The organism is Ruminococcus sp. OM04-4AA (genome assembly GCF_003462585.1).
Taxonomy (GTDB): domain Bacteria; phylum Bacillota; class Clostridia; order Lachnospirales; family Lachnospiraceae; genus Mediterraneibacter; species Mediterraneibacter faecis.
The window spans coordinates 1-25,876 of sequence record NZ_QTZH01000041.1 but is presented as its reverse complement, the minus strand read 5'-3'; the positions used below and the strand labels follow the sequence as shown (position 1 = coordinate 25,876).

Sequence of the window (25,876 nt, the reverse complement as noted above, 5' to 3'; positions counted from 1 at the left end):
GCCTTTGGCAGTCTCAGCAGTAATTTTGCCTGCATCCTGAAGAACCTCTCTGTCATCAGCCATCAGGAATAAATCCAGACGCTTTGCCCAGTCCTCCATTGTCATCGGAATGTGACGCTCTGCACGGTCCTCTGCTAAATCCAGATAAGCAGATACAATACGCTCCAGTGAACGCATTTCCTGCTCGCTCAAATAATTCTTCGCAACGCTCACATCACTTTTTACTATCTTACCTTCCGGTGCTCCTGCCCAAGTGGTTAATCCCATGTGTGGCTTATCTGCATCTGCACGTTCATAAATCAACTCCGCTGCTGTATGTCCGTGAACTGCATAGTGCATCTTGTTCTGCACTTTTGCAAAGAACCGCTTTGTTGTTTTTGCTGTGCGGTCGTAATCAAGAGCTGTAGCATAGATGTCCGTTATCTTCTGATAGAATCTACGCTCAGATAAACGGATCTCACGAATCTGCTCAAGCAAACGATCAAAATATTCTGTTGTGAGCACGGAACCACCGTTTTTCAGACGCTCGTCATCCATGACCCAGCCTTTGATGGTGTAGTCTTTTACGATGCCATTTGCCCACTTACGAAATTGCACTGCTCGCTCATTGTTTACCTTGAATCCAACAGCAATAATCATTTGAAGATTATAATGTTTCGTATCACGAGTGACCTGGCGTGAACCTTCGGTTTGAACTATCCGGAAATTCCGGATAGTTGCGTCTTCCTCAAGCTCTGAGTCGGAATAAATCTTCTTAATATGCTCATTGATTGTACGAACATCTACATCATATAGTGTGGCCATCATCTTCTGTGTCAGCCATATATTCTCATCCTCATAGCGCATCTCAATACTGTCCTGCTGATCGCCGACAGATGCAACATAAGTCAAGTATTCTGCTGCGCTGGAACGGATGGTTATTTCATCTTTTTTCTTTTTCAAATAAGAGGCCTCCTTTATAAATCGAAATGCGTTTTTGCTATTGTATTTAGCTGTCCTGCTATTTCATCAAATGATAAATTCAAATCCAGAGTCCTGACAGTAATCTGGTTTCCACTCATCTGATACACATTATTCGGATATATCGCTTCATCAGTCTTGGCATACAAAAGCATTCCCGAAACCGTGTGGTCCTTCTCTCTCAGTTCATATTCCTTGTTTTTCACATAAGTAAAAATCTGATAAAGATTGCCTGAATGAAGTGTATGCTTGTCAAACTGCACCTGTGTGCTGTGCTCATAGTACTTTGCGTCGATAATAAGAACCTTCTCACCACTTTGGAGCATAATGTCACTTTGCATCACAGGCAACAAAGAGTTTTCTTCATTGTCCAGCTGCCAAGGAATCTGTGATGCATTTGCGGTAATCTGATTTTTAAACTCTCTCCTATAATATTCCAGGATAAACTTCTCATACAATCGACACATTCGCTGCTCGTCTAGAAAGTCCATCAACTTGGTATGCCCATTCGATTGTGTTTGCAATAGACCCTTTACTACCAGGTAGCATATCGAAATTAGCATACGATAAGTCTGGTTATTTCGATTGTACTGAACATTCCAATTTACCGTATACAAATCAATAAAATCCACCTCGCTGAAATACACCATTAACTTTCTAAGATTTTTCTTGCGCTGTTTCGATATATTCGAACGAAGGAGAAGTTCAACTGTAGATTTGATGATCCGATTCATGATGCTGTTAACTGAAAACTCATCGTATGTACAGATTAGCTGTTTCCGTAACATTGACTGTGTCTTGATGGACTCTGCAATATCAATCTTTCCTCGCAGAGAAGAGAGTGCCTCCGTCTGCGGAATATATTCTTTACCAAGTCCTCGCTTTATCTGAATCGCGATACCTTTTTCTAAGATAGCCGCCATCAGCTCGCCAGTATTATTAAATTGTTCTGTGGCTATATTCTTATAACCTTGCTCATTCAATACCTGAAATGCATAGGACAGCATATAATAGATGTTTTGAATCGGTATCACTTAATCGTACTCCTTAGATTTTCGCTCCAATCTTTCACCTTCATAGGTTCATCAAACCAGTATTCTTTCAATAAAGGTATCAGCTCATATTCCACAACACCATAAAGCCAACTATCGTCAATTGTATCAGGCTGTAAATTACAGAAGTAGCTGTGACCAATACAGAACCCTTCGCCCAGAGATTCATCGACGGAAATCTCTCTATTCAAACTCTCGACGCAACTGATCAGTTTGTTGAACTTCTCATTATCTAATGCCATGCGGTACTCACGGAACCCCGGAGTCTCAAAACCCGGCTTAATATCAAAGAAAGCAAACCTTCTACGAAGTGCATAATCCAGCATAGCCAGGCTTCTGTCTGCAGTATTCATCATGCCAATAATATAGACATTCTTCGGCACTGCAAACTTTTCATCCGAATACAGAAGCTGTAGCGCATTTCCTCGCTTATCATTTTCAATCAGCATAAACAGCTCGCCAAAGATCTTACTCAGATTGCCGCGATTGATTTCATCTATGATAAAGAAATACTCATTATCACTATCTACCTCGGCCTTCTTGCAGAAATTGTAGAATGCCCCCTTCTTCAGTTCAAATCCTGTAGCAGATGGACGAAAGCCCATAATAAAATCTTCATAGGAATAACTCTGATGGAACTGTACCATCATGACACGCTCTACATCTTTTACCCCCATCATAGAATAGGCCAAGCGCTTAGCAGCATATGTTTTTCCTACTCCTGGTGCACCCTGCAAGATAATATTTTTCTTATTTCTAAGCAAGCCAACTAATCTGGTATAATTATCTTCAGACATGTACACATCATCCAGGAAATTTTCTGCTGTGTACTCCGGATAGGCAATTTCCTGCTCATCATCTGTAATATCGTCTTCCTCAAACAAAGCCTTAATTTCTTGTACGAAGTCACTATATGGCGTAATATCGGTCAAAGTCTTCTGAGGGGACTGATGATTAATTGTCCAATCGCCCTTGTTCGTCCAATTTACTTTTCTAACATTGGAATATTCATCTGTGCGATCTGCATCATATTCATAATCAGACTCAACAATTCCTTTGCCAAGAATTCCATTATTGCCTTTTTTAACGTATACCACGTCGCCAATCTTAATATCATGTACAAACTGCCAAGTAGCATGAGCTGAATTCTTATAGGAACTGCTATCACCGTATTCTTTCTTCATCTGCTGTTTCATTTCATCCTTAGAGCTGAATACTCCAAGATCTCCAATCTCGCCCCAGCCCAGAAGCATATAACCGTTCTTATAACACTCTTCCCATTTATCAGCGTTTTGTCCTGGAGCATAAATCCAGTAATGAACTGTATCGACATCACTATCTGCAAGAGCATCGCTATCATTCGTTTTCTTACTCTTTGCATCAGAGACACCTTTTTTGAAAATATCCGATGCCATCTCCGCTGTTAATTCCACTGACTTGCCTGCTTCAGTAAGTGTCCACACACCTCTTACGCTTTTATCAATGTATCCCGCTCCAACGAGATAGTTTCTGGCGAAAGCAACTTCATTTTCAAATTTGTTAACCTTCGTTTTCCCTCTGGTTTCGCTTACTATCTCATCCGACAAATGCTCGTTTTCTATAATTTTCTTTCTCGCTTCTACCGGTGTCGCAGATCCTCCTAAATCGCGTAACGCCTGTAGCAATGGCATAAACCACTTAAGAAATTCTGCTTTCGAAGTCTTTTTACCTTTTTCAGCAGCCTTTTCCTGATTGACTTGCTCAGAGATCACCCAGGCCGTATAGGATAAATCAGGAAAGTTCTTGTATTTATATTCACCTGCATCCAGAGCTTTCTTACACAAATCCTTTATTTCAAGATAATCTGCAGCATACGGCACTTTCTTAAGCTTCTTCTCGGCTGCGACAACAAACTCGCCAGACATATTCTGGACATCTGCTATAAACCAGCGGTTTCTGGAATCCAAGTTGATAAATGTATAAGGACGAATCCAATAAAGGCCCATCGTAATATTCCAGCGAATGCAAAGCTGATCATGTACCTTGTCATAAGCCTCGGAGAATTTCTGACGGTTATCCTCTGTGTCATTGTCAGCCAATGCAAGAGCTACCTCAAACAAACTCCACAAGTTATCAATATCATTTGCTTTTCTATCATCCTTAAATCCATAAAACGTTGCCTTTAGATTATTAAGAACCGGAATTCCATCAAAATTGCTCGGCACAGTTGCAGCAATTCCAAACTCTGACGCTATCCCGTTAAGAATAGCAATTCTATTAGCATTTGTTATTCCCTTGTTGAATGTGCCAAAGATGGTGAACGGATCAATATCAATAATCTCATCACCACTTTCAAGTTTCGGAACACTAATTCCAACAGTGTCATACACCGCATACATTTTCTGAATAAGAGTCTTTCTATCAGTTTTGAAAGGAAGAAGCTTAGTAGCAAACTCCGTGTAAAAATCTATCCAATCGTATTGCATTTAATAAAGTACCTCCTTATGCATTATCCCAATTTTGAACTACCAAGTGGCTCAAATCCACAAGATTCCAACATCTCATTAATCTCATATATGCTATTCTCGGCACATGAGCTTAATACGCATCTATAAGCATTATTTTGTGGATTAGTTGGCTTTATATTGAAATCGGTTTTCCCAACTAACATTTCTGCTTCAGGCACTGAAAGCTGCAATCCGTAACACAATCCCAAAACCGTTTGAATTGTTGTGGGATATTCTTCTTCATTTCTTAATCTCTGTATTGTACGTTCGCCCACCAATGAGGCGTCTGCTAATTTCTTATTAGAAAGCTTTTTCTCTTTCATAAGCTGTACCAATGTTTCAGAGAAGGCTCCTGGATACAATCTCATTGCATCAGCACTTCGACTTGCTCTCTGAATTTGAGATAACAATGTTCTGTTGTGAGCATTCATCTCAAATGAGTATTCTTGTGCTGCCACCTGACTCGGTGTCTTGTACATCATTTGGGTATAGTATTTTTGTCCCTGATACTTCGACTGATAACTATATCCCTTATCAAAAGCAAGACAACATTCATCCATGTGAGATAAAGCATACTGTGTAAGTTTTACTCGCCCATCTGAATGTATGATATACTTCTCATCACCAAGGCAAACATGGCCCTCAACATAAACAAACTTTCCTGTATCAATGGCTTTTCTAAAGTCTTTATTTAAACAATACGCCTTAAATAAATCAGCTGATGATATTGTGAATGATTGATTATCCGTCAAGGCTGAGGCATCAAATGAAAATGGAGTAACATATTGTCCATTAACATATGTAAATGCACCATCAACTTTTGCATACCCCATTTCTCTTATGCGCATCTTAACTGCCTGTTTTGATAATCCGTAGAAATCAGCTAATTCTGAAATCATTTTCTCGATTTGATAACCATCAGTACCTTCAAAATGGATATGATACTTTTCTATGAGTTCTGAAATTTTTATTTTTGCTGTATTGGTTGGCATCAAGATATGTGGAGCAACACCGTTAGCTTGCCACTCCATCCAATCTACAGCCTTCCACTTTTCTGAATCTTTTGCATTGCTACCTATAGAACACTGTATTATTTTCCCTAATTCATCATTTGCTCCAAGCATCTTCATCAAAGCATGATACGGTTGATGCCTATACCAATGGAAGCACTCATGCGCAATGGTAAAGTTCACAGTACCTAAGGTTCGCTCATAATAAACACGAGGGTCTATCAAAACTGTTCCACGTTTGGCATTTCTGATAACGATATTCTTGTTTTATCCTTAATATTTCCGTCTTCAAAAACAACCAAACCAAAAATATCAAGTTCTGATGAAAGTAACGAATCTTCTATAATCAAAAGGCCCATATCCTCTGCAATCTTTCTAATAGGAACAGGTACCGGTTCCTGTAAAGCCAAAGGATAATATTTCTCCAAAAATTTTGTAGCTTCATTTTCAAAAGCATCTCTGGAAATAATCGGTACTAATTCACCAGAATACTTGTCATTATCTGAATCTTCCTGTTGCTCACATTCATTAATATTTATAATTTCAAAATCTGTTAATTCCACACCTAAAAGAACGTTACACTTTACATCAAGCCATTTTTCAGTAAACGAAACTCTACCAGTTGAAGATATGGAATGTTCGATATCACAACTTACGATTACAGAAAAACTAATCGCACCATCATCCACTTGTTCAATATGGATTACATTTTGGATTTCAATATCTGATAGTGTAGCTTTATTCTCTTTCACTTTTTCCGTCATATAATCAAGAACAGCGTCTTTTATCTCATCATATCTTCTTTGGTCGATTAATTTTTGTAAAGGACTTTCATCCTGAGCATCATAATAGTCTAGTCTTGAATCATTCAATTCTTTTCGTACTGCTCTCCAGTTTTTCATATACATGTCCATATATGCAATGAATGTAGAATTATGCGTACGTTCCCTCAAATGAATCAATTCATGTAAAATAACATATTCTAAACATTCAATAGGTTTTTGGGCCAACTGCAGATTAAACCACAGCTTCTTTTTTTCAGTGTTACAGGTTCCCCAACGCGTAACCATATATTTTGTTTGCCATGACTCACAGTGAAGCGCAGTAATTTGTTCCCATTTAGGAAGAAGTCTTTCTATCTCAACTTTTAGTAAGCTACGATACTGCTCACGCACATAGTTTTCTCGTTGCTTAACCGTACTATCTTCTCTCATTGAGAGAATCACTTTATCTCCTTGAATTTCAAAGCTGTTCTTTTGAGCATCTGGTACAAAGGATAAGTAATACTGTTTCCCCCAGATGTACATAGTTTCACCGCTAACATACTGTCGCTTAGCACTTCTTGGTTGCTGCTGGAACTTCTCAATTTGTTTTTTTATCCAACTGAGATTGGTTCGAGCATACACCTCGATTGCCTTATCATCCATTGATAATGGTGCCGAAACAACAACATGTCCATCAGGCGGTTTTATCTGAAGGTGCATGTTCTTAATATTCTTTTTTTGAATATCAATCGGTATGCCCGAAATCACAATTCTCATCTATTAATATTCCTCCTGCTTCTCAATAATCTTGTACAGATGTTCAACCTCTGTATCATCATTGAGAATTGCAAACAACGCTCTCTTGATTCTTCTTTCTTTGATTGAATCCCCACGAAAACCACTCATCTTACTATCCATAACAGCTTTATGAAGTTCAATAGCCAACGCTTCATCTCCGCCAACATTATCATATAATGCTTGCATGGCTTTACTATGTCTCACACTTTCAGGATAGTCTTCATTTTCTTCCGGATGGTCAACATTCTTTGCGAGTTTAATATATTCATCAAGAAGTTCCTTATAGGACAAAACGCCCTTCTGTCTATCTTGAATCAGTTTATCCAAAATCGCTGACATCTTTTCATAGTATTTTGGATTTACAGTTACCTTTTCTACCATTTTACGACGGATATTGTTTTCAATTGCTTCGGCCGCACCTTCTTTCTGACCAGAAGGCGTATCTTCTCCGGTCATCGTCTCACCTTGATCCATTACGAAATCGAGAAGTGTTAGGTCATCAAATTCACCAATTTTGATACTATCAGAAGCCATAATGTAATTATCAATAAGTTTGCGCATATCCGGTTCATATGCCTTAAAATCTAAGAAGTCGCCGCTCTTGTTTCCAATAGTCTGTTTAAGTTCAATATAAAAATGAACTTTATTCTCATAATCATTCATTTCCGCTGCCGTGCATTCGTCAACCATGTATTGTTTAGCTTCTGCAAATGCACGAACTAAACTACTAACAAGCTTATATAATTTTTCTCTAAGGCGAGCATAGATTTCATCCATGTCTTCGCTCATACCGGAAACTCCACAGAAATAATGCAAATACTGCAGATCTTCTCTTGGTGCTTCAACGCCTTCACAGAGTTCTTCCAATTCCTCGTAAATCTCTTTGAAATGTTTAATTGATTCGGCAGCTCTGTCTTTAAGAAGTCCATCTACATCTTCAGGGGCATAGTTCTCAAATGCTCCAGATGTGTACTTATCCATAGCATTTTTCAAATTTCCAAAAAGCTGCTTGTAATCCACAATATAACCAAATTCCTTGGTATCACCATCTAATCTATTTACACGACAGATAGCTTGGAATAAACCGTGGTCTTGCATACTCTTATCAATGTAAAGATATGTACAAGGAGGTGCATCAAATCCTGTGAGAAGCTTATCAACTACAATAAGTAGCTTCATATTCGCAGGCTCATTGATAAACTTTTCCTTTGCCTCTTTCTCAAATTCCTCCACTTTCTTCTGAATAGAAACTTTCTCCGGAAGATTGTCAGGATCAAGTCCTAACATGCGAAGATAAATCTCATATTTTTCAAAAGTCTCTGTTTCCTCATCTGCACTTACGGTATCTGTTCTGAGGTCTCCTGCCTGTGGTGTATATGATGAAATGATTGCACATTTTTTAAACCCACGCTGCTGGAAAATTTCATAATATTTGCATGCTGAATAGATAGAATCCGCTACAAGAATTGCATTTCCATTACCATCCATCAAACGAGGTTTCAAATCAAAATCCTGAATGATGTCCCAAGCAACACGCTCAAGTCTTGAACGTGAACTATAAATCTTCTGCATGCTTGCCCATTTTTCTTTCAACTTTGCCTTTGCTCTGCTTGAAAGCGTACGAGTCTTTACATCAAACCACTGGTCAATCCTGTCATGGACTGTAATATCCTGTGGAATATCTCTATATTCGTATCTTAAATCAAGTACAACACCATCTCTAACCGCTTCATTGTATTTGTAGCTGTGGATGTATGTTCCGAAAACTTCGATACTTGTTTTCTTATCTTTCTTTAATAACGGTGTACCTGTGAAACCAATAAAGATTGCTTCCGGCATAATTGCCTGCATTGCTGCATGTAATTTACCAGACTGAGTTCTGTGACACTCATCAACAAATACAAAGATTTTACCCTTTGCCTTAAAATCGGCAGGAAGCGCTTTTTTTAACTCATCAATATACTTGTCGTAATCGGATTCTGTAGCTTCGCCACCACGACGGCCAAACTTATGCACCAATGAACACAACAGTGAATCATCATAAGAATTCAATTTTTGAAGCAAGTCATCACAACTCTTGGTTCTGGTGATTTTTTCATCGACGCCGATATAAGTCTTTTCAATCTGTTCATCCAGCTCATCCCTGTCTGTTACAATAAGCACGCGAGGATTTTCTTCTTGACAATTCGCAAGAATCCATTTTGAAAGCCAAACCATAGTAAGTGTTTTACCACTACCCTGAGTATGCCAAATAATGCCGCCACATTGCTTTGCCAATCTGTTCTGCGTACGCTTGATGCCATAAAACTGATTGTATCGACATACCTTTTTGATTCCTTTGTCATACACAACAAAGTTTTCAATAAGGTCAATAAAACATTTTTTATCAAACATCTGGTAAAGTTGCTGTAAGAGCAGATTATCAATATGGTCGCAATAGTCCATTATGCGTGCATCTTCCGGATCACGCTCATCTTCATTTTCATGAAATCCATCCGGCTTCCATTCCATATAATATTTTTCACCGGTCAGTATTGTTCCATAGCGAAGACCCTCTATTTCATTACCGGCCATACAGAATTGCATCGTCGTAAAGAATGGCGCAATGAATCCATCTTTCTGGTTTGTCAGATTTTGACGAATACCATTAGAAACAGAGACACTACTTTTCTTCAATTCAATGACAGCCATCGCAATACCATTCACATAAATTACGATGTCTGGTCTCTTTTCCTGACGGTCAACTACTGTAACTTCCTCCGCAATCGCAAAATCGTTATTAGTAGGTGCTTCAATATCCATAAAGTAAACTGTCTTCGGTGCTCCGTCGGCTGTTTCCTTTACCTTTGCACCGTATTTCAAAAGGGAATAGACTTTATGATTTGCATCATACAAACCATGTGTCATATCATCTGCTGCTTTTACTAGTTCAGAAACAGCACCGTCAATTAACTTCTGGCTGTATCCGCTAAGGCGTAAGTACGCACGAAGACGGTCTTCACGGATGTTCTTATTTGCGGCGTCTTTTAAATTGCCTAAATATTCATAATCAAGGATATCTCTATCCTTAAAGAAGCTAACTACACGATCTTGGGTAGCTCTTTCAGTGTCGCCAATACTCATGCGTACATTCCTCCTTAAACTAATCGTATTTTTCCTGTAAGCAAGTCGCTCATCATACCTTTTTTAATGCTCGAATATTTATCACACTTACGCTGATGAAGAGTGATGAGGTGGTCGAGGTTGGCAAAATACTCTCCTATTTTTTCTTGTTCTTCTACTGATGGCATTAAAATCCGCATCATCTGTGACGGCTTCAAGGTAAAATGCCTCATAGTTCCGCCAGCCGAAGCAGTATCAACATAAGACTTGGCATTAGTTGTTTCAAAATATGTTTTCAAATATTGTCCTACTAACTCCCTTGATTTAGATGTTCGTGCATATAAAACAGCTCCGCCTTGTACATAAATTGGCTTTTTATCAGTAATTAAAAGACTTTTTCCAATCTCACCTCCGCCGTTAAAAAGAACATCATCCTTGGTTGGTGCACCTGTTCGATTTTTATAAAACTCATATCGTTCTTGGGAGATAAATAGCACACCATCTGTATTCTCGTTTGTAACATCACTGGCTCTAATATATGGAACTCCTGATTCTGACCATTCAGAATTGGGAATTCTTGCACTGTCTTTAATCTCACAAACCTCTCCGAGCTTACGCTGTTCCCAAGCGTCAGTAAATCCTGGCAAACGCATTTCTGGAACTGCGGCATCCTTTTGTGGAAACATTTTTGATAAACATCCATTTTTAACAAACTTCATCTTATTTACAACTTTTGTTTCTGCTGTCATTAATAACTGCACTTCATTTAATGATTGTACTATTTTCTCCTGTTCATCAAATGGCGGTACCAATATCAATGTCTCTGAAATAGCGCCTTTTGATATTGATGACACTTTTATACCTGTTATATATGGCAATATTTGATTGTGAAATAAATTGGAATTCATGTAATATCCTAACCACCCCGGAGCAAAATCACCTTTTTTCACTCTACACGGAATAGTATGAAGTCCTGCAACAAGCTTGCTATCACCGAGATTCTGTACCTCTGTAACTTTTCCAACAGTTTCGTCCTCCGCCGTATCTGCAATAACAATGTCACCATCCTGAAGTAATTGAGTCGATGAAGATAACAGTGATAAATCATTTACGTATGGAATTTCTTCTTTACAATTCAATACTTCTGGAAATTTTGTCAAAATATCGCCATAGTGAATATTTCTTACAGCTCCACCGCGATTATTTAAATTTTCGCGTGACAGAGTATTATTAGATAACACTCTAAATGTTTCGTCAAATGTTTGAAGTTCCCAGTCTACTGGAATATCGCCAATCTCTGTGTGCTTTAATTCTCTTACCATTTGAGGCCCATCCTTTCCAGATGGCTCTTTACTTTTGCCTCATAATCAGCAGTCTGCTTCATAAGGTCAGGAAGCGTATTTTCATAACGTTTAGACAGTTCAATAATTCGATCTGCGAGCTGATGAGAAATAGCTGCATACAAATCATTAATACCTGTACCGATGGCGTAATACCACTTTTTGTTTACCAGTAAATCCATGATTTCATCATCTGTTAAAATTGCATATCGCTCACGAGCCTTCTCATCAAGTTCTTTATCCATCTCCTTGATAAGTTTTGTTGAATCCTCTGATTTCTTAGCAAGATCATAAGCAGCTTTAAGTTCTGCATAATCGTCTGCATATGCTTCCGGCACTGGTGCTTCTGCCCGTGCCATTGCCAGTGCATATGCAACGGATGTCTTTGTCACAGTACCTTTTTCTGTATAAGCCACTTCTAGAATAATATTGTTACTAATGTAATCCACATACTCCTTCTTCTTCATAGGAAGCATGCCCTGCAATTTAACAAGTCCATCAATCAGTGGAGTATGAATATGGCTCATGATTTCATCCATCTTTTCTTGGATATCTTTGCTCTTTACTTTTCCACCTTCAGCCACATCAGACAAAACGGAATCCTCTGCAGATTCTTCAATTAAAGAGGTAAGGCGAGAGTCTGTTTCTGCGACAAATTCTACAAGGGCGTCCATTGCTTTTTTCTCTTCAGGGAGTAGTTCGGAAATAATAAGCTCTTTGGGTATAAGTTTTCCTTCCCATCCTGCAACTTTCAGTTCCGGATTTCCATCTTCATCTTTTTTCTTTGTTTCTTTCATGATGTTTTCTGTTTCTCTTGCAACACCATAACCAACTTCGTCGGAGATGATCATAGAAACATCATCGCTAAGTACTTCATTCCAATAAACAAGAAGTACCTGATATACATCATATTTATTAATAAGCGAAAGATCCTCAAACTCTTTCAATATAGCTTGCGCTAATTCAACAATCAGTTCTTTTGCAGACACACCAGTCGTCAGATCCCTAAGTTTTGAATCTGCGTAAGACTTCCAATTTGAGAATGCTTCATCAATCATTTCTCCATAAGCCGCAAATTCTGCGTTAGAATATGTTATCTGCCGAATCACATCTTCTTTTACATTCAGTTTATAATAACCTTCGCTAAACACTCCAAGAAGTTCATTCTTAAGAGTTGGGAATGCAGTCCAGAAACGTTCCAATGCATCAATATCCGCTGCCGGTATACCACCATGAATATGCGCATATATGCTTTGAATATCTTCTGGGTCAGAAGAATCGATATAGCGAGAAATATTCAGATTGTATCCATTCTTTTCCTTAATCTCTTTGTTTGGTACAAAACAAGCGTATTTAGGATCTGTTGTAATCTGCTCATTAAAAGTAGTTACAATACGATAAATATCCTGTTCACGGAGTCTGTTCTTACTTCCATCCTTTACATAGCTCTTGCCTGCATCAATCATAAAGATACCAGCTCGGTTTTCCGCACCTTCTTTATCAATTACGAGAATGCAAGCCGGAATACCTGTTCCGTAAAATAAGTTCGGAGGCAAGCTGATAATTCCTTTAATCCAACCTTTATCAACAATTGTCCGCCTGATAGTTGCTTCAGCATTTCCTCTAAACAATACTCCATGTGGAAGAATTACTGCTGCTTTACCAGTAGACTTCAGGGTCTTCAAAATGTGCATTAACCAGGCGTAATCACCATTCTTTTCAGGTGGTCTATCCCCATAACCAGAGAATCTACCAAACTCTTTTAACCCATCAGACCAGTTTTTAAGAGAAAATGGAGGATTTGCCACGATGTAATCAAATCGTTCAAGTTCTGAAGGGTTATCAGCTTTTATAAACTGAGGATCTGAGAATGTGTTTCCTGCCATAATTCTAATTGTAGCTTTGTTATGAAGAACCGCATTCATCTTTGCCAAACCGGCTGTAGAACCATCTTTTTCCTGACCATAACCTGAAATTTCAAAAGGAGCTTCTGCTAATGCTCTGATTAACAAAGAACCACTTCCACAAGCCGGGTCACATACGGTTGCATCATGGTCGGTACACTTATCGATACCAATAATTTTTGCAAGAATTCGAGACACCTCTGCTGGAGTGTAGAATTGTCCCTTACTCTTTCCACTTTCAGACGCAAAGTTACGCATCAAATATTCGTAAGCGTCACCAATAATATCGTCGCCTTCTGCTTTATTTTTTGAAAAATCAAGTTCAGGACGCTGAAAAATCGCAATAAGCTTAGTAAGCTTATCAACCATTTCTTTATCCTTACCAATTTTTGCTTCATCATTAAAATGAGCAATATCAATAACGCCCTTCAATCCTTCGTTTACTTCAGCTAGACGAGCTATAATCTTATCTATACCTTCGCCAATGTTCTTCTTATTTTTAAGTGCTATAAAATCATCAAAAGAACACCCTGTTCTTTTCTCAGGATCAGGATTCGGATCATTTGCCTTATCAAAAACAGTCAAATCTCCGTATTTCTGCCCTTTATATTTATCAGTTACATACTTCATAAATAAAAGTGTAAGTATGTAATCCTTATATTGTGATGCATCCATGCCTCCGCGTAACGCATCGCAGCTCGCCCAAAGGGAGCTATATAACTCTGTTTTCTTTACTGCCATTGCCAGAATCTCCTTGTCATTTTTTGCTGTATCGATTACTCGATAGCACTTTTTCCACTTTTAACCCACACATCAAGTTCAGAACATTTAAATTTCCATTGTTTTCCGATTTTATGTGCCGGTATTCCTTTATCATTACGTATCCATCCTCGGAGCGTCACTGGCTTGACACCTAGGTATTCAGCAGCTTCTTCAATGTTTATCCATTTATCATTCAACTTATCTTCCATGTTCCACCTCTCGAAGTTACGTATAGATACAATTACCCAATAATATTATAGTCGTTTTCGACAGCAAAAACAAATAGTTTCTTGTTATTTACTTATATTTGTTACTAGTTTTCTCAAAAAGTTTACCACTTGTTCATATTTATTTTTTGATAGCCGGACATGTATGTGTCCGGTCTTTTCTTTTGCAAATCTAACTTTTAATCCCTATCTGTTCCATAAATCCACTCTTTATCCCCTAAGAAACGGACATAGGCATGTCTGAGGTTTTTATTTTGAAATCTGGCATATTTAAAGCAGTTATTAAAAACTCGTCTCGGACAAGACGTTAATCGGTCTGACTTGACCATCAATTCACCATCTTCGTGGCCACGTGGTGTGTTCGTAGTTGATGAACAAGAGAACATTATCAATAGAGTGCCAGCTTACGAACGGCTGGTCACCGAAAAGAAGCGGAGTTATCCGCATGAGGTGACCATCTTATGAAAAACACTGGCAGCCATAACGGTTATCTCCGCTTCGTACATGAAGCCAACGGAGGTAAAAGTTATGGCAATCAAAGAAAATCAAAGTGAACAATACCGTATCTACATCAAGGAATCTAAGAGCTGGGTGGATGTTAACAAAGAATTCTACACGAATTACTATCGTGACATCAATTCCTATCGCAAGCGTCAGCAGGAGCATGGTCGTTGTGTCTGCCCTGCAAGCAAGCGCTATTTATGCGACATGGACTGCATGACCTGTCCGTATGCTAAGGCTGGCGACCAGCTTTCTCTCGATAACACCGTAAGCGACGGTGAAGGAAATGAAAAGAGCTGGCTTGATGACATGCCGGATGAATCCGCAGCTATCGCTGAATTAATGGAGGATGCAGAACTTCTCCGTGCCCTCTATGCAAAACTGAATGAGCTGGACCCGGAAGGTCGTCTTATCTGCCAGCTTATTATGGAAGGAAAATCTGAGCGTGACTGTGGCAATGAAATGGGGCTCTCCCGTAATACCTTTGTATACCGCAGGGACAAGCTACTCCAGAAGCTTCGCTCAGATCTGAAAGATTACATCTAATTTGAATGGTCGTCCTCTGATATTTCGGGGGACGATTCTTCTTTTCAAAAAAACTTTTTATAATTTTTCGGCCAAACGGCCATCTCACCTGTTATGAAGTGGCCTTTGTCAAGAGTAAATTCAAAAAAATCACCACAAACTTTTCCTTTCATTAAATTTTAACACTGAATACAGAGGTAGAACCTCAGACTAACATTCCCCGGCCTTGGCCACTCTGTTATACGTGGATTGGTTACCAACAGGTCAATGGTCCACCGTGAATCTTGCCGTCTCCTAGCGTGAATCAAAATATATAAATATAATGTCAACAGAGGTGAGTCGCAAATAATTCGGACCTTAGAGTGCTCCAAGGCTCTACCTCTGTATCCAGTGTTAATTAGTTGTTTTGCAGATGTAATCTGACAGAGTCAGTTTCTTCTGCTTGATTACCCTTAAGAATATTCAGATGATTCTGTCAGGAACTTGTCGCCAATGGCGATGCGAAGCATCCTTGACTGAAACAGATGAATATTCTACTAACTTACATGTTCTGTCATCATCCCCCAGATAAAACACGCTAATTCTCTTGCTATTGCTGTTGCTGCCACATTTCGATTAACTCCTTTGTTTAGAGTCATTTTGTAAAACCTTCGTCTAAGCCTTTCATTTGCTTTATCTGCATACGCAATTACTTCCGGTGGATTTCCTTTCTGTCTTTGCTTCAATGCCACTGATTTGTGTCCTACATTTCCCCTTGTATAACTCTGGGCTGCTTCAACTAAAAGTCTTCGCAAGTGGCTATTTCCAGCTTTTGTTATGCTGTATCGATTAACTCTCGTATCACTGGAATCTTCACTTGGTACAAGACCTAAAAACGAAGCAAATTTCGGTGCTTTTTCAAATCTTTCAAAATCACCAACTTCGACAATCATTGAAAGGGCAGTATGTGTCTTAATCCCAAGAAGACAACTCATATGTTTTACTTTTTCTTCGTATCTTTCTACTGATGCAAGTTCCTCTATTCTTTCATCAAATCTGCTGTTTTTTTCTGTTAAATATTCATACGTCAGAAGATATTCATCTAAAGCTTCTCTTTGTAAATCTGACAATTCTAAGGTTTTTAACCATTTCAGATGTGCAATAGTCCAATAAGTTTTTCCGCCTTCAAAACGTTTTCCCTGTCTTAAAACAAACGCAAGAATCTGTTGTTTTACCTTTTTAAGATACAGTTTCTGGTCATCACGCATTCTAATATATTCCTTAACATCATTGTCATCATTATCTGGAACATATACTTCTCTATAAGTATGAAATGCCAGACATCTGGCTATATTTGCAGCATCTCTTTTATCAGTTTTTACATGATGTGTATTAGTTACAGCCATTGTACTTGGAGCCAATATTTTGCAATCTACAGCATGATCTTTTAGTTGATGATACAAAGAATAACCCAAACATCCTGCCTCATATCCACAGACAAATGAAACCTCACCTTCATATCTTGAACGAATCTGTTCCATATATTTAAGAGTGTGTACTGTTCCTTGTGGACATCCATCCCAACATAAACTATACTATTCATATGTGACCTCCTATTGTATGCGGTAATCCCTGTTACCTATTATTCGTTCAAATAATATTTTACAGGTAAATCCACGAATCTACAATTGTGAGGTCACTTCATATTGTCTCCACTTCTTTAGCTTCATTATATTGGAAAGCAGGTGAAAGGACAAATCTGCAAAAAGGGACAAAAATAAGCGTACCACTATTTCTAATGATACGCCTATCGTATTTAACTGTTAATCAAGGTCTATGAATACCCTTACAGTGATATCCCTCCACTGATTTTTCCTTACATACTGTCCGTTAGCCTTTCGATAGGCTACTGCCTGCTCGAAACTAAGCGGTAATTCAAAGGAAAGAGAACTCCTACGGTTATTTTGTACTCCATTCATATTGCCCAGAACGTGAATTGTATCCATAATACTTATCGCGAAAAATATCCATAGATTTTATATATTGGCTCAGGATTAATACAACATCACTGTTTGTAGGCATATCATCCATATCAAGCACATCCAAAAACGGGTACATATTTTCCTCTTTCAACAATTCCTTTATTGGTTCTAAGACTCTATTTATTGATTTAACCTTAAAGTTGTTAAGAGGCGTATCTGGCTTTTTCTTTGATAATTCTTGTAACTCCCCATATATTCCCGAAAGTAACGGGCAAAGCAACTCATATTGAGTAACTGCTTCTTGAGTAATTGCATCTTTCATATTTCTTCTCCCTCTAAAATGTAAAGTCCGATAAAGGTCTTGCAGTTTTTACTTCATCTTTTGAATCTGAAAGATTCCAATACCAATTCCCAGAAAGCAATTTTACATTATCATATTTGAATCTTTCTAAACATTTTATATATTGCGAGATAATCATTACTACATCACTGTTAAAAGGTATATCCTCTTCTTCAAATTTTTCAAAATCGGCAAAAGGTTTATATCGTTCCTTCAAAAACTGATTAGCTTCCTCAATTAACTGGTTAATGAATTTTAACTTAAATTTGTTAATTGCCCCATCAGGAGATTTTTTTGATAAGATACTCAGCTCATTATACATATCCTTTATTTGAATATGTAATTTTTCAAATTTTTCTATTTTATCTTTTTCCATAATATTTTCTCACTTTCCTAAGATGGACACATTCTTATAAATTCTATTTTATCTTTTTCCATAATATTTTCTCACTTTCCTAAGATGGACACATTCTTATAAATTCTACATACTTCTTATTTATAACTTCCATTGGGTCACGTTGCTTATTTTCGTATACATCAACCATAAGCCTGATATCTTCATCAGTAAGGCATAAAATACACTTTCTTTGTCCACTCCATAAATCTATAGTATTTCTCATAATACTTTTCTTTAATGGATTTCTAGTTATAATAATTCCAAAACGTCCAAACTGCTCCGAAAGATAACGATTTAGCTGATTAATATGTTCTCTACTAACCTCATTTACATTTTTCATTTCAAAAACAATCTGTCTGCAATCATATTTATCATATAATTCTTTCAACAATGGAAATGAACAATTATTATAAAAGATTAAATCTCTTATCTGAGTTCCCGAATCAATCCTGCTTTGCGCTTGAGCAAAATCAAGATGGGGATATAACAAAGACGCAAATAGCTTTGTACAACTATTTTCAAACTTTTTATCGGCATTATCCGTTTTACCCGATGGTAGTTTTACTATCTGATTCAAGCATTTTTTAGCAGAGATAACTGGTATTTGTTTGAACAATGGGTCATTTTTACAATCTGCTTGCGTACGCTCCTTTGCTGCTATATATGCTGTAATCATTCCATAATTATATCTGTTGTATTCTAATACTTTAGGTTTTTCAATTTTATCTTCTTCGCCCTCCTTTACATAAGCATTTACAAAATAGTCGTCATAATTAATCCATGGAGTATGACGCAACCACCGCTTTGGAACAAAAATAATAGGGGTTTCGTCCTCTGGGTTATATGGTAATGACAGTTTTTCTTCATCAATACTACAAGTCTTTGGATTAAAAACTTTGATATTCGCAAACTCTCTTACTGGAATATTATATTTTTTACATTCATCTTGTGTAAAATCAATAAGAAAGGACTTTAAAAAATTACACGCAAAATCACTAATCCTATCCTTAGATATATTATTTACATATAACTGTATTTCCTCAAAATGAGAAAAACCACCTGTCTTATATTGTGGCACTATACTGAACAAATCTAATATCTCTTTTGCTGTATTTATGGATATTTTCAATCCCTTTTTGGTTTTTCCCGAACCTAATCCTACCTCACTACACTCAGATAAGCCAGCTAAGTTCTCTGCTATTAACTCTCTTTTTTCTTCATTTTTCAAATACGTTGCCCCCAACTTATTAAATGAATTAATTAGTATCAGGTGTAACGCATTATCTTGCTGCGAAGGAGATTTCCACAACAAAAATGGGTCTAAATATAATGGTATATCTTCATCTAAAAAAGGAATAGCGAAATCAACCTCTTCTTGCGTTATTGGAATATTGTAGAAATCTATCAATCTTGGTCTTATTATCGCCATAATTTTCTCCCTCTATATTATCTCAAAATACCTCAGTGCATCCTTTATCGCTTCCACTTTCTCCGCTGTCGGATGCTTCCTCGGCTGTTTCAATTCTTCTACCGCATTAGGAGCATCATACATCGGCAATCCTAAATCTCTCTTTACCTCTGCGATATATGCGGTATGTACTTTGAAGCCGTATTTAGCTTCTATGTACTCTTTTATCATTTTGTAGGTCACTCGTTCCTTGGGCTTGTACTCTTCGGCTCTTTTAGCGATATTATCAAGCGGAACTTTTCCCTCACCTTCACCAAACTCAACTTTTACGTTGATATGTCCGTCTGGCTTTTTGTGGGAAAGCAGTACTACCGTCTCCACATGAACCGTCTCGCAGAATTGATCCACCGCCGTCATCTTCTCCACACGATATCCTGCCAGCTGCATCATCTCCAAATCTCTTGCCAGGCTTGTCATCTTACAGGAAATATATACAATCTTATCCACCCCATAATTCAAGATCTTCGGAAGTGCCTTCGGATGAATTCCGTCTCTCGGCGGATCCAGTACGATCACATCCGGCTTCTCTTCAATCTCATCAAGTACCTTAAACACATCTCCGGCAATAAATCTGCAGTTGGAAAGTCCGTTTCGGACAGCATTTTCTTTTGCTGCCTCGACTGCTTCTTCAATAATCTCGACACCGATCACTTTCTTCGCAACCGGAGCAAGCACCTGACCGATTGTTCCTGTTCCGCTGAACAGATCGAATACAACCTGATTATCAATATCTCCAATGTATTCTCTTACAGTCTCGTACAGCACTTCTGCACCTTTTGAATTTGGCTGGAAGAAGGAAAATGGTGTAATCTTGAATTCCAGTCCGAGAAGCTTCTCGTAAAAGAAGTCCTGTCCATAAAGAATTCTTGTCTCATCACTCTTCACGACATCGGACAGAGAGTCATTCAATATATGAAGGATTCCAACAATCTTTCCTTCTAATTCTAATGCCAGAAGTTCTTCTACTAATGGAGTCAAGTCATATTCTTCCTGCGTTGTCGTTACAAGATTCACAAGAATCTCGCCTGTTGTATCGCCTCGTCTTAAAAGAAGATGGCGAAGATAACCGACATGCTGCATTTTCTTGTAATAACTCACATTTCTTTCTTTGAAATAATTCAGCACACAAAGGAGAATCTTATCCATATCTTCATGGACAAGCTGACAGTCTCCTGCTGTCAGTACATCATAAGTACTTCCTTTTTTATGAAGACCGAGAGATAACGGACCATCTTTGAATTCATCTCCAAAAGAAAATTCCATTTTATTACGATAATGGAATTCCTTCGGACTGTGCTTCACACCTTCAAAAACATATTCACCTTTTACTACCGGATCCATGATTCTGCGGATCTGTCCTTCTTTCATCTTCACCTGCTCTTCATATGGCATCGTCTGATACATACAGCCACCACAGGCCGGAAAGATACTACAGACCGGCTCTCTTGTCTCTAATGGAGATTTCTCCAACACTTCAAGAAGTCTTCCTTCTGCATTTCCTCTTTTAAATTTATTTATCATAAAACGGATCTTCTGTCCCGGAATCCCATTTTTCACAGTAACATACTGTTCTGCCTCCGGAACAAATACAATCCCCTTGTTTGGGAAATCTACACGTTCAATAATACCCTCGTAGATCTGACCTTTTTTCATCCTAATCTCCTATCAATTCTAATCTATTTTAACAGAAAAACAGACAGGATGGTTTCTTCTCTCACCCTGTCTGCACTTTTGCAATTCACTCAAGAATTATACCTGATCATCCTCGCTGAAGTAATCATCAAAATCGTCATCAAAATCATCTTCAAAATCATCAAGATAATCCGGTGATACGAAACGATATACTGCATAAGCGATTGCAGCTACTGCTGCTACTGCTCCGATGATAGCCAGTGTCCAGATTACTGTGTTCTTCTGCTTCTCAGCCTCATTCTTATGAAGAATCTCGTTCAATCTTGTTTCTGCAATGATGTCTTCTATTCTCTTGTTCATATTAACACGTCCTTTCTTCACCTTTTGCGGTGACAGATAATCTGTGTTTATTATAACACCTGACGATTCATATTACTACTGATTTATCATTTTTTTATAACTTTCTCATACCTTTACAAGCTTGGCAAATTTTGCAAACATCTTGCGTGTTCCGACACTGTCAAATTCAATCGTAACCTCGTGATCTCGTCCACCTTCTTTGATATCCGTTACTGTTCCTTCCCCAAACTTCACATGACGCACACGGTCTCCGGCCTCATATCCAAGTGGACCATTCCCACCTGCTGCCAGCTGACTGCCTTTCTGCAGGGATGCCAGTGCCTGATTTCCTGTAAGTGGCTTACCTGTCCCCTGATTCTTCGCAGGTGTCATTCCGCCAAATGTTCCTCCAAATGCCTGTGCCCTGAACGCTTCCCTGGCACGTGCATATGTATTCTGCTGTGCTGGCATCTCCGTCTCCTGGGTAAACTTCTTGTTTCCTGTATCAAGCAGTTCCCTCGGGATCTCTTTCACAAATCTTGACATCGGATTGTACTGTGTCTCACCGTGCACCATTCTTCTGCGCGCACTTGTCAAAGTCAGTTCCTGCTCTGCCCTTGTGATTCCAACATAACAAAGTCTCCGCTCTTCTTCCAGTTCTTCTCTGTCTCCTGCATTAATACTCATATATCCCGGGAAAAGCCCATCTTCCATCCCTGCAAGATAAACACGTGGAAATTCAAGTCCCTTTGCACTATGTAAAGTCATCAGAACAACATATTCCTGGTCTTCATCCAGACTGTCAATATCCGCAACCAAAGCAACTTCTTCAAGGAATCCGCTCAATGTTGCCTTTTCATCTTTATCCTGACAACTTTCCTCATAAGTTGCCGCTTTACTGATCAGCTCGTCTATATTCTCTTTTCTTGTTTTCGCCTCTTCTTTATCTTCATTTTCAAGGCTTTCTATATATCCTGTCTTCTCAATCACTTCCTGTAAAAGATCTGTGATGTTCATCTCTTCTGCCAACGTCTTAAAATACTCGATCAATGCCGCAAAAGAGTCCAGTTTTGTTGCACTTCTTCCCACTCCTGCGATCAGACCCGGTGCCAGTAATGCCTCATAAAAACCAATTCCACGTTCTGTCGCAGACTCCTGAATCCGGTTAATTGTTGTAAGACCGATTCCTCTCTTTGGGACATTAATGATTCTTCTAACCGCAACATCATCACGTCCATTGTCGATTGTCTTGAGATAAGCAAGAAGATCCTTGATCTCTCTTCTCGCATAGAAATTTACACCGCCGACAATCTTATAAGGAATATTCATGGCAATAAATTTCTCTTCCAGCAGACGGGATTGTGCATTCGTACGATAAAGAACTGCACTGTCATTATAGGAACCTCCCTGTCTGACAGCACTTTTGATATCTTCACCAATGAAATCTGCCTCATCAAACGCCGTATCAAACTGACGCAGACGAATCAATTCGCCTTCTCCGTTCTCCGTCCAAAGTGATTTCTCCTTTCTTCCGCGGTTATTCGCGATCACACTGTTCGCTGCATTCAGAATATTTCCTGTAGATCTGTAGTTCTGCTCCAGTTTGATCACCTTTGCATCCGGAAATTCATGCTCAAAGTCAAGAATATTCCGGATATTCGCTCCACGGAACTTGTAGATTGACTGGTCATCATCTCCAACGACACAAAGATTCTTATATTTTCCTGCAAGAAGGCTTACCAGCTGAAACTGGACTGTATTTGTATCCTGATATTCATCTACCATAATATAGCGGAATCTTTCCTGATAACTCTCAAGCACATCCGGCTGTGTCTGCAAAAGCTGTACTGTCTTTACAAGCAGATCATCAAAATCCAGTGCATTATTCGCTCTCATCTGCGCCTCATACTCACGGTAAACCTTAGCAATCTTCATCTTTGCAAAGTCTCCTCCGGCATTCAGTTCAAATTCATCTGGAAGGATCATCTCATTCTTGGCAGATGAAATTGCTGAAAGCAGACTTCTTTCTTTAAACACTTTCGTATCCACATCTACTTTCCGACAGACTTCCTTAATTAATGTCTTCTGATCATCTGTATCATATATAGTAAAATGATTCTCATACCCTAATCTGTCAATAAATCTTCTCAAAATACGCACACATGCAGAATGAAATGTGCTCACCCATACACTTTCTGCTCCAAAACCGACAAGGTTATCCACACGCTGGCGCATCTCTTCTGCCGCTTTGTTCGTAAATGTGATTGCAAGGATATTCCATGGGTTCACGCCACGTTCTCCGATCAGATATGCGATCCTGTGCGTCAGAACTCTTGTTTTTCCTGAACCGGCTCCGGCAAGGATTAGAAGAGGACCGTCCGTGTGGTAAACAGCCTCTCTCTGTGGTTCATTTAATTTATCATAAATGCTCATCTTTCCACTCCTTTAAAGTTATAAAGATATCTGTAAATGTATTCCCATTATCAAACACACGTTCCTGTTTGTCAACTACATTTTCCGGCCCTCTTATCTTTTGCTTGCTATCTAGTTTTAAATACTATATAATAAATGTATTGAGGTGATAACATGAATATAGACACAAGTAATCTGTTAAACAGCATTTTGGAAGAACTTTCTTCTTTAAGTTATGTGCATCCCGGCGATGTTCCGAATATTGATCTTTACATGGATCAAGTAACTACTTTTATGGATGAGCAGCTGGCTTCGACCAAACGTTACCCGGATGATAAGATCCTGACAAAGACCATGATCAATAATTATACGAAGAACAATCTTCTTCCACCCCCGGTGAAGAAGAAGTATTCCAGAGAGCACCTGCTCCTTCTGGTCTTCATTTATTATTTTAAAAATATCCTTTCAATCAAAGATATTGAGACAGTTCTTGCACCGCTCACAGAGAAATATTTTCCGGATGGAAGCTCTTTTGAATTAGCGGATATTTACAAAGAAGTCTGCAAGATTGAAAAAGAACAGCTGGATTCCATCAAAGAGAATGTAACTGCTACTTATGAGAAATCTGCTGAGACTTTCACTCATCTTGCTGATGGCGAAGATAAGGAGATCTTACAGCAGTTTGCATTTATATGCAGCTTGAGTTTTGATGTATATATCAAGAAAATGATCATTGAACGGATCATTGATGACCTCTCTTCCAAGTCTTCAAAAAACGAAGAGAAAAAGAAAGGGAAATAAACATTTCTGTTTAAAACAAGATACAGCCTGCGAAAGACTTTATCAGGATCTTCCGCAAGCTGTATCTTTTGATTGATAAAAGGTATTTTATTGTAAGCTTAATTCTTAAGTGTTATTCTTCCGTTCCATTCTCTTCCTCAGCAAGCCCTACACGTTTGAAAACCATATCATATCCGTCATTCCCATAATTAAGAGAACGGTTCACACGACTGATTGTCGCAGTGGATGCTCCTGTCTTCTCCGCGATCTCCAGATATGTCTTCTGTTCACGGAGCATTCTTGCCACTTCAAATCTCTGTGACAATGAAAGCAGCTCATTGATCGTACAGATGTCTTCAAAAAATGTATAACACTCTTCTTTATTCTCAAGGCTTAAGATTGCCTGAAACAAATAATCTACTGCCTCGGTTCTGATCTTCTTACTCATACGAAACAATCTCCTTCTCAACCGGCTAATTATATGATGGCTTACGGCATACCATAAACCATAACAATACCTTTTGCCTTCTCAGGCCACTTTTTGATTTTAACACATTAAATTTTTAAAGTCCACCATTTCTTATGAATTTAAACTAAATTCTTGCGCAATTTTGAGTTTTTCTAAAACATTTTATGTAAAACACACTTTTTTCGTTGTTCTTCCTCTTTTAAGATGCTATAATAAATCTGTTATAAATATTTTGATACAAAAGAGAGGAGTACATGATTAATATGAAGTGCCCAATATGTGGAAAAGACCTGGATTTGCAGAATAAGCAGATTGGCACCAGCGAAAACGGGGATCCAATCTTTAATGAATATGCAATCTGCCATAGCTGTAAAAAGCAATGGAACCTTGATAAACAACGTGCAAAGAAGATCGCTGCCAAGAAAGCCGCAGAAGAGAAAGCAAAAGCTGAGGCTGAGGCTCGTCGCCGCTGAAGGAGAAGGCAAAGCTGAGGCTGAGGCCCGCGCTGCTGAAGAGAAAGCGAAAGCTGAAGCTGCCGCTCGTGCTGCTGAAGAAAAAGCAAAAGCCGAAGCTGCTGCCCGTGCCGCTGAAGAAAAAGCGAAAGCTGATGCCCGTGCCGCTGAAGAAAAAGCGAAAGCTGAGCACTG

20 protein-coding genes are annotated in these 25,876 nt (G+C 38.6%); 3 read left to right on the top strand and 17 right to left on the bottom strand.

All coding sequences use genetic code 11. The annotated features are described in order from the left end of the window. From DXB52_RS11440 to DXB52_RS11405, 9 genes are all read right to left on the bottom strand, one after another. Nucleotides 1–942 (bottom strand): virulence RhuM family protein (locus DXB52_RS11440; RefSeq protein ID WP_118107400.1); only part of this gene is annotated, 942 nt, incomplete at its 3' end. A 14-nt stretch (nucleotides 943–956) separates the two neighbouring features. Continuing rightward, complete coding sequence (mcrC, locus tag DXB52_RS11435; protein WP_118107398.1) at nucleotides 957–1,994, bottom strand: 5-methylcytosine-specific restriction endonuclease system specificity protein McrC; 1,038 nt, start codon at nucleotides 1,992–1,994, stop codon at nucleotides 957–959. After that, on the bottom strand, nucleotides 1,991–4,477 hold the full coding sequence (locus DXB52_RS11430) for an AAA family ATPase (protein WP_118107396.1): 2,487 nt from the start codon (nucleotides 4,475–4,477) through the stop codon (nucleotides 1,991–1,993). The genes mcrC and DXB52_RS11430 overlap by 4 nt, the downstream gene beginning before the upstream one ends. A 23-nt stretch (nucleotides 4,478–4,500) precedes the next feature. Then, nucleotides 4,501–5,628: a hypothetical protein gene (locus DXB52_RS17235; protein WP_472520113.1), complete on the bottom strand. Its 1,128-nt coding sequence runs from the start codon at nucleotides 5,626–5,628 to the stop codon at nucleotides 4,501–4,503. A gap of 101 nt (nucleotides 5,629–5,729) precedes the next feature. Beyond that, nucleotides 5,730–7,049, bottom strand: a complete 1,320-nt coding sequence (locus DXB52_RS17230; protein ID WP_472520112.1) for a M48 family metallopeptidase — start codon at nucleotides 7,047–7,049, stop codon at nucleotides 5,730–5,732. Nucleotides 7,050–7,052: 3 nt separating this feature from the next. Further along, on the bottom strand, nucleotides 7,053–10,193 hold the full coding sequence (locus DXB52_RS11420) for a type I restriction endonuclease subunit R (RefSeq protein ID WP_118107394.1): 3,141 nt from the start codon (nucleotides 10,191–10,193) through the stop codon (nucleotides 7,053–7,055). A gap of 14 nt (nucleotides 10,194–10,207) precedes the next feature. Then, entirely contained in the window at nucleotides 10,208–11,494 is a 1,287-nt protein-coding gene (locus DXB52_RS11415) for a restriction endonuclease subunit S (RefSeq protein WP_118107392.1), read from the bottom strand. Further along, on the bottom strand, nucleotides 11,488–14,157 hold the full coding sequence (locus DXB52_RS11410; RefSeq protein ID WP_118107390.1) for a type I restriction-modification system subunit M: 2,670 nt from the start codon (nucleotides 14,155–14,157) through the stop codon (nucleotides 11,488–11,490). Before DXB52_RS11410 ends, DXB52_RS11415 begins: the two co-directional genes overlap by 7 nt. Before the next feature lie 35 nt (nucleotides 14,158–14,192). After that, a complete protein-coding gene (locus tag DXB52_RS11405) occupies nucleotides 14,193–14,387 on the bottom strand; it encodes a helix-turn-helix domain-containing protein (protein ID WP_004851913.1) in 195 nt (64 codons plus the stop codon). A 546-nt stretch (nucleotides 14,388–14,933) separates the two neighbouring features. Between DXB52_RS11405 and DXB52_RS11400 the strand changes: the two genes are divergently transcribed. Then, nucleotides 14,934–15,452 (top strand): RNA polymerase sigma factor, encoded by a 519-nt coding sequence (locus DXB52_RS11400; RefSeq protein ID WP_118107388.1) that lies wholly within the window; start codon nucleotides 14,934–14,936, stop codon nucleotides 15,450–15,452. A gap of 515 nt (nucleotides 15,453–15,967) precedes the next feature. Here the strand turns inward: DXB52_RS11400 and DXB52_RS11395 are convergent. The 7 genes from DXB52_RS11395 to pcrA form a co-directional block, all read right to left on the bottom strand. Beyond that, nucleotides 15,968–16,951 carry an IS110 family RNA-guided transposase gene (locus DXB52_RS11395; RefSeq protein WP_227189655.1) on the bottom strand — a complete coding sequence of 328 codons (984 nt, stop codon included), beginning with the start codon at nucleotides 16,949–16,951 and terminating at the stop codon, nucleotides 15,968–15,970. Between the two features lie 418 nt (nucleotides 16,952–17,369). After that, nucleotides 17,370–17,714, bottom strand: a complete 345-nt coding sequence (locus DXB52_RS11390; RefSeq protein ID WP_118107386.1) for a hypothetical protein — start codon at nucleotides 17,712–17,714, stop codon at nucleotides 17,370–17,372. A 13-nt stretch (nucleotides 17,715–17,727) separates the two neighbouring features. Then, nucleotides 17,728–18,108: a hypothetical protein gene (locus tag DXB52_RS11385; RefSeq protein ID WP_118107384.1), complete on the bottom strand. Its 381-nt coding sequence runs from the start codon at nucleotides 18,106–18,108 to the stop codon at nucleotides 17,728–17,730. 79 nt (nucleotides 18,109–18,187) lie between these two features. After that, entirely contained in the window at nucleotides 18,188–19,558 is a 1,371-nt protein-coding gene (locus DXB52_RS11380) for a hypothetical protein (RefSeq protein ID WP_118107382.1), read from the bottom strand. Between the two features lie 12 nt (nucleotides 19,559–19,570). Next, entirely contained in the window at nucleotides 19,571–21,250 is a 1,680-nt protein-coding gene (rlmD, locus tag DXB52_RS11375; RefSeq protein WP_118107379.1) for a 23S rRNA (uracil(1939)-C(5))-methyltransferase RlmD, read from the bottom strand. 96 nt (nucleotides 21,251–21,346) lie between these two features. Further along, complete coding sequence (locus tag DXB52_RS11370; protein ID WP_015528785.1) at nucleotides 21,347–21,589, bottom strand: hypothetical protein; 243 nt, start codon at nucleotides 21,587–21,589, stop codon at nucleotides 21,347–21,349. Nucleotides 21,590–21,694: 105 nt separating this feature from the next. After that, a complete protein-coding gene (gene pcrA / locus DXB52_RS11365; protein ID WP_117961848.1) occupies nucleotides 21,695–24,001 on the bottom strand; it encodes a DNA helicase PcrA in 2,307 nt (768 codons plus the stop codon). A gap of 153 nt (nucleotides 24,002–24,154) precedes the next feature. Here pcrA and DXB52_RS11360 point away from each other — a divergent pair, with 153 nt between their 5' ends. Then, entirely contained in the window at nucleotides 24,155–24,781 is a 627-nt protein-coding gene (locus DXB52_RS11360) for a DUF1836 domain-containing protein (RefSeq protein WP_117497964.1), read from the top strand. A 112-nt stretch (nucleotides 24,782–24,893) separates the two neighbouring features. Here DXB52_RS11360 and DXB52_RS11355 read toward each other — a convergent pair whose 3' ends face one another. Further along, complete coding sequence (locus DXB52_RS11355; protein WP_015528782.1) at nucleotides 24,894–25,208, bottom strand: YerC/YecD family TrpR-related protein; 315 nt, start codon at nucleotides 25,206–25,208, stop codon at nucleotides 24,894–24,896. Between the two features lie 333 nt (nucleotides 25,209–25,541). Here DXB52_RS11355 and DXB52_RS11350 point away from each other — a divergent pair. Continuing rightward, nucleotides 25,542–25,876 (top strand): hypothetical protein (locus DXB52_RS11350; protein WP_207661759.1); only part of this gene is annotated, 335 nt, incomplete at its 3' end.

Excerpts from the sequence above, each read along its gene's own strand:
- DXB52_RS11430 (WP_118107396.1), bottom strand. The coding sequence starts at position 4,477 with ATGCAATACGATTGGATAGATTTTTACACGGAGTTTGCTACTAAGCTT.
- DXB52_RS17235 (WP_472520113.1), bottom strand. The coding sequence starts at position 5,628 with ATGAAGATGCTTGGAGCAAATGATGAATTAGGGAAAATAATACAGTGT.
- DXB52_RS17230 (WP_472520112.1), bottom strand. The coding sequence starts at position 7,049 with ATGAGAATTGTGATTTCGGGCATACCGATTGATATTCAAAAAAAGAAT.
- DXB52_RS11420 (WP_118107394.1), bottom strand. The coding sequence starts at position 10,193 with ATGAGTATTGGCGACACTGAAAGAGCTACCCAAGATCGTGTAGTTAGC.
- DXB52_RS11415 (WP_118107392.1), bottom strand. The coding sequence starts at position 11,494 with ATGGTAAGAGAATTAAAGCACACAGAGATTGGCGATATTCCAGTAGAC.
- DXB52_RS11410 (WP_118107390.1), bottom strand. The coding sequence starts at position 14,157 with ATGGCAGTAAAGAAAACAGAGTTATATAGCTCCCTTTGGGCGAGCTGC.
- DXB52_RS11405 (WP_004851913.1), bottom strand. The coding sequence starts at position 14,387 with ATGGAAGATAAGTTGAATGATAAATGGATAAACATTGAAGAAGCTGCT.
- DXB52_RS11400 (WP_118107388.1), top strand. The coding sequence starts at position 14,934 with ATGGCAATCAAAGAAAATCAAAGTGAACAATACCGTATCTACATCAAG.
- DXB52_RS11395 (WP_227189655.1), bottom strand. The coding sequence starts at position 16,951 with ATGGAACAGATTCGTTCAAGATATGAAGGTGAGGTTTCATTTGTCTGT.
- DXB52_RS11390 (WP_118107386.1), bottom strand. The coding sequence starts at position 17,714 with ATGAAAGATGCAATTACTCAAGAAGCAGTTACTCAATATGAGTTGCTT.
- DXB52_RS11385 (WP_118107384.1), bottom strand. The coding sequence starts at position 18,108 with ATGGAAAAAGATAAAATAGAAAAATTTGAAAAATTACATATTCAAATA.
- DXB52_RS11380 (WP_118107382.1), bottom strand. The coding sequence starts at position 19,558 with ATGGCGATAATAAGACCAAGATTGATAGATTTCTACAATATTCCAATA.
- rlmD (WP_118107379.1), bottom strand. The coding sequence starts at position 21,250 with ATGAAAAAAGGTCAGATCTACGAGGGTATTATTGAACGTGTAGATTTC.
- DXB52_RS11370 (WP_015528785.1), bottom strand. The coding sequence starts at position 21,589 with ATGAACAAGAGAATAGAAGACATCATTGCAGAAACAAGATTGAACGAG.
- pcrA (WP_117961848.1), bottom strand. The coding sequence starts at position 24,001 with ATGAGCATTTATGATAAATTAAATGAACCACAGAGAGAGGCTGTTTAC.
- DXB52_RS11360 (WP_117497964.1), top strand. The coding sequence starts at position 24,155 with ATGAATATAGACACAAGTAATCTGTTAAACAGCATTTTGGAAGAACTT.
- DXB52_RS11355 (WP_015528782.1), bottom strand. The coding sequence starts at position 25,208 with ATGAGTAAGAAGATCAGAACCGAGGCAGTAGATTATTTGTTTCAGGCA.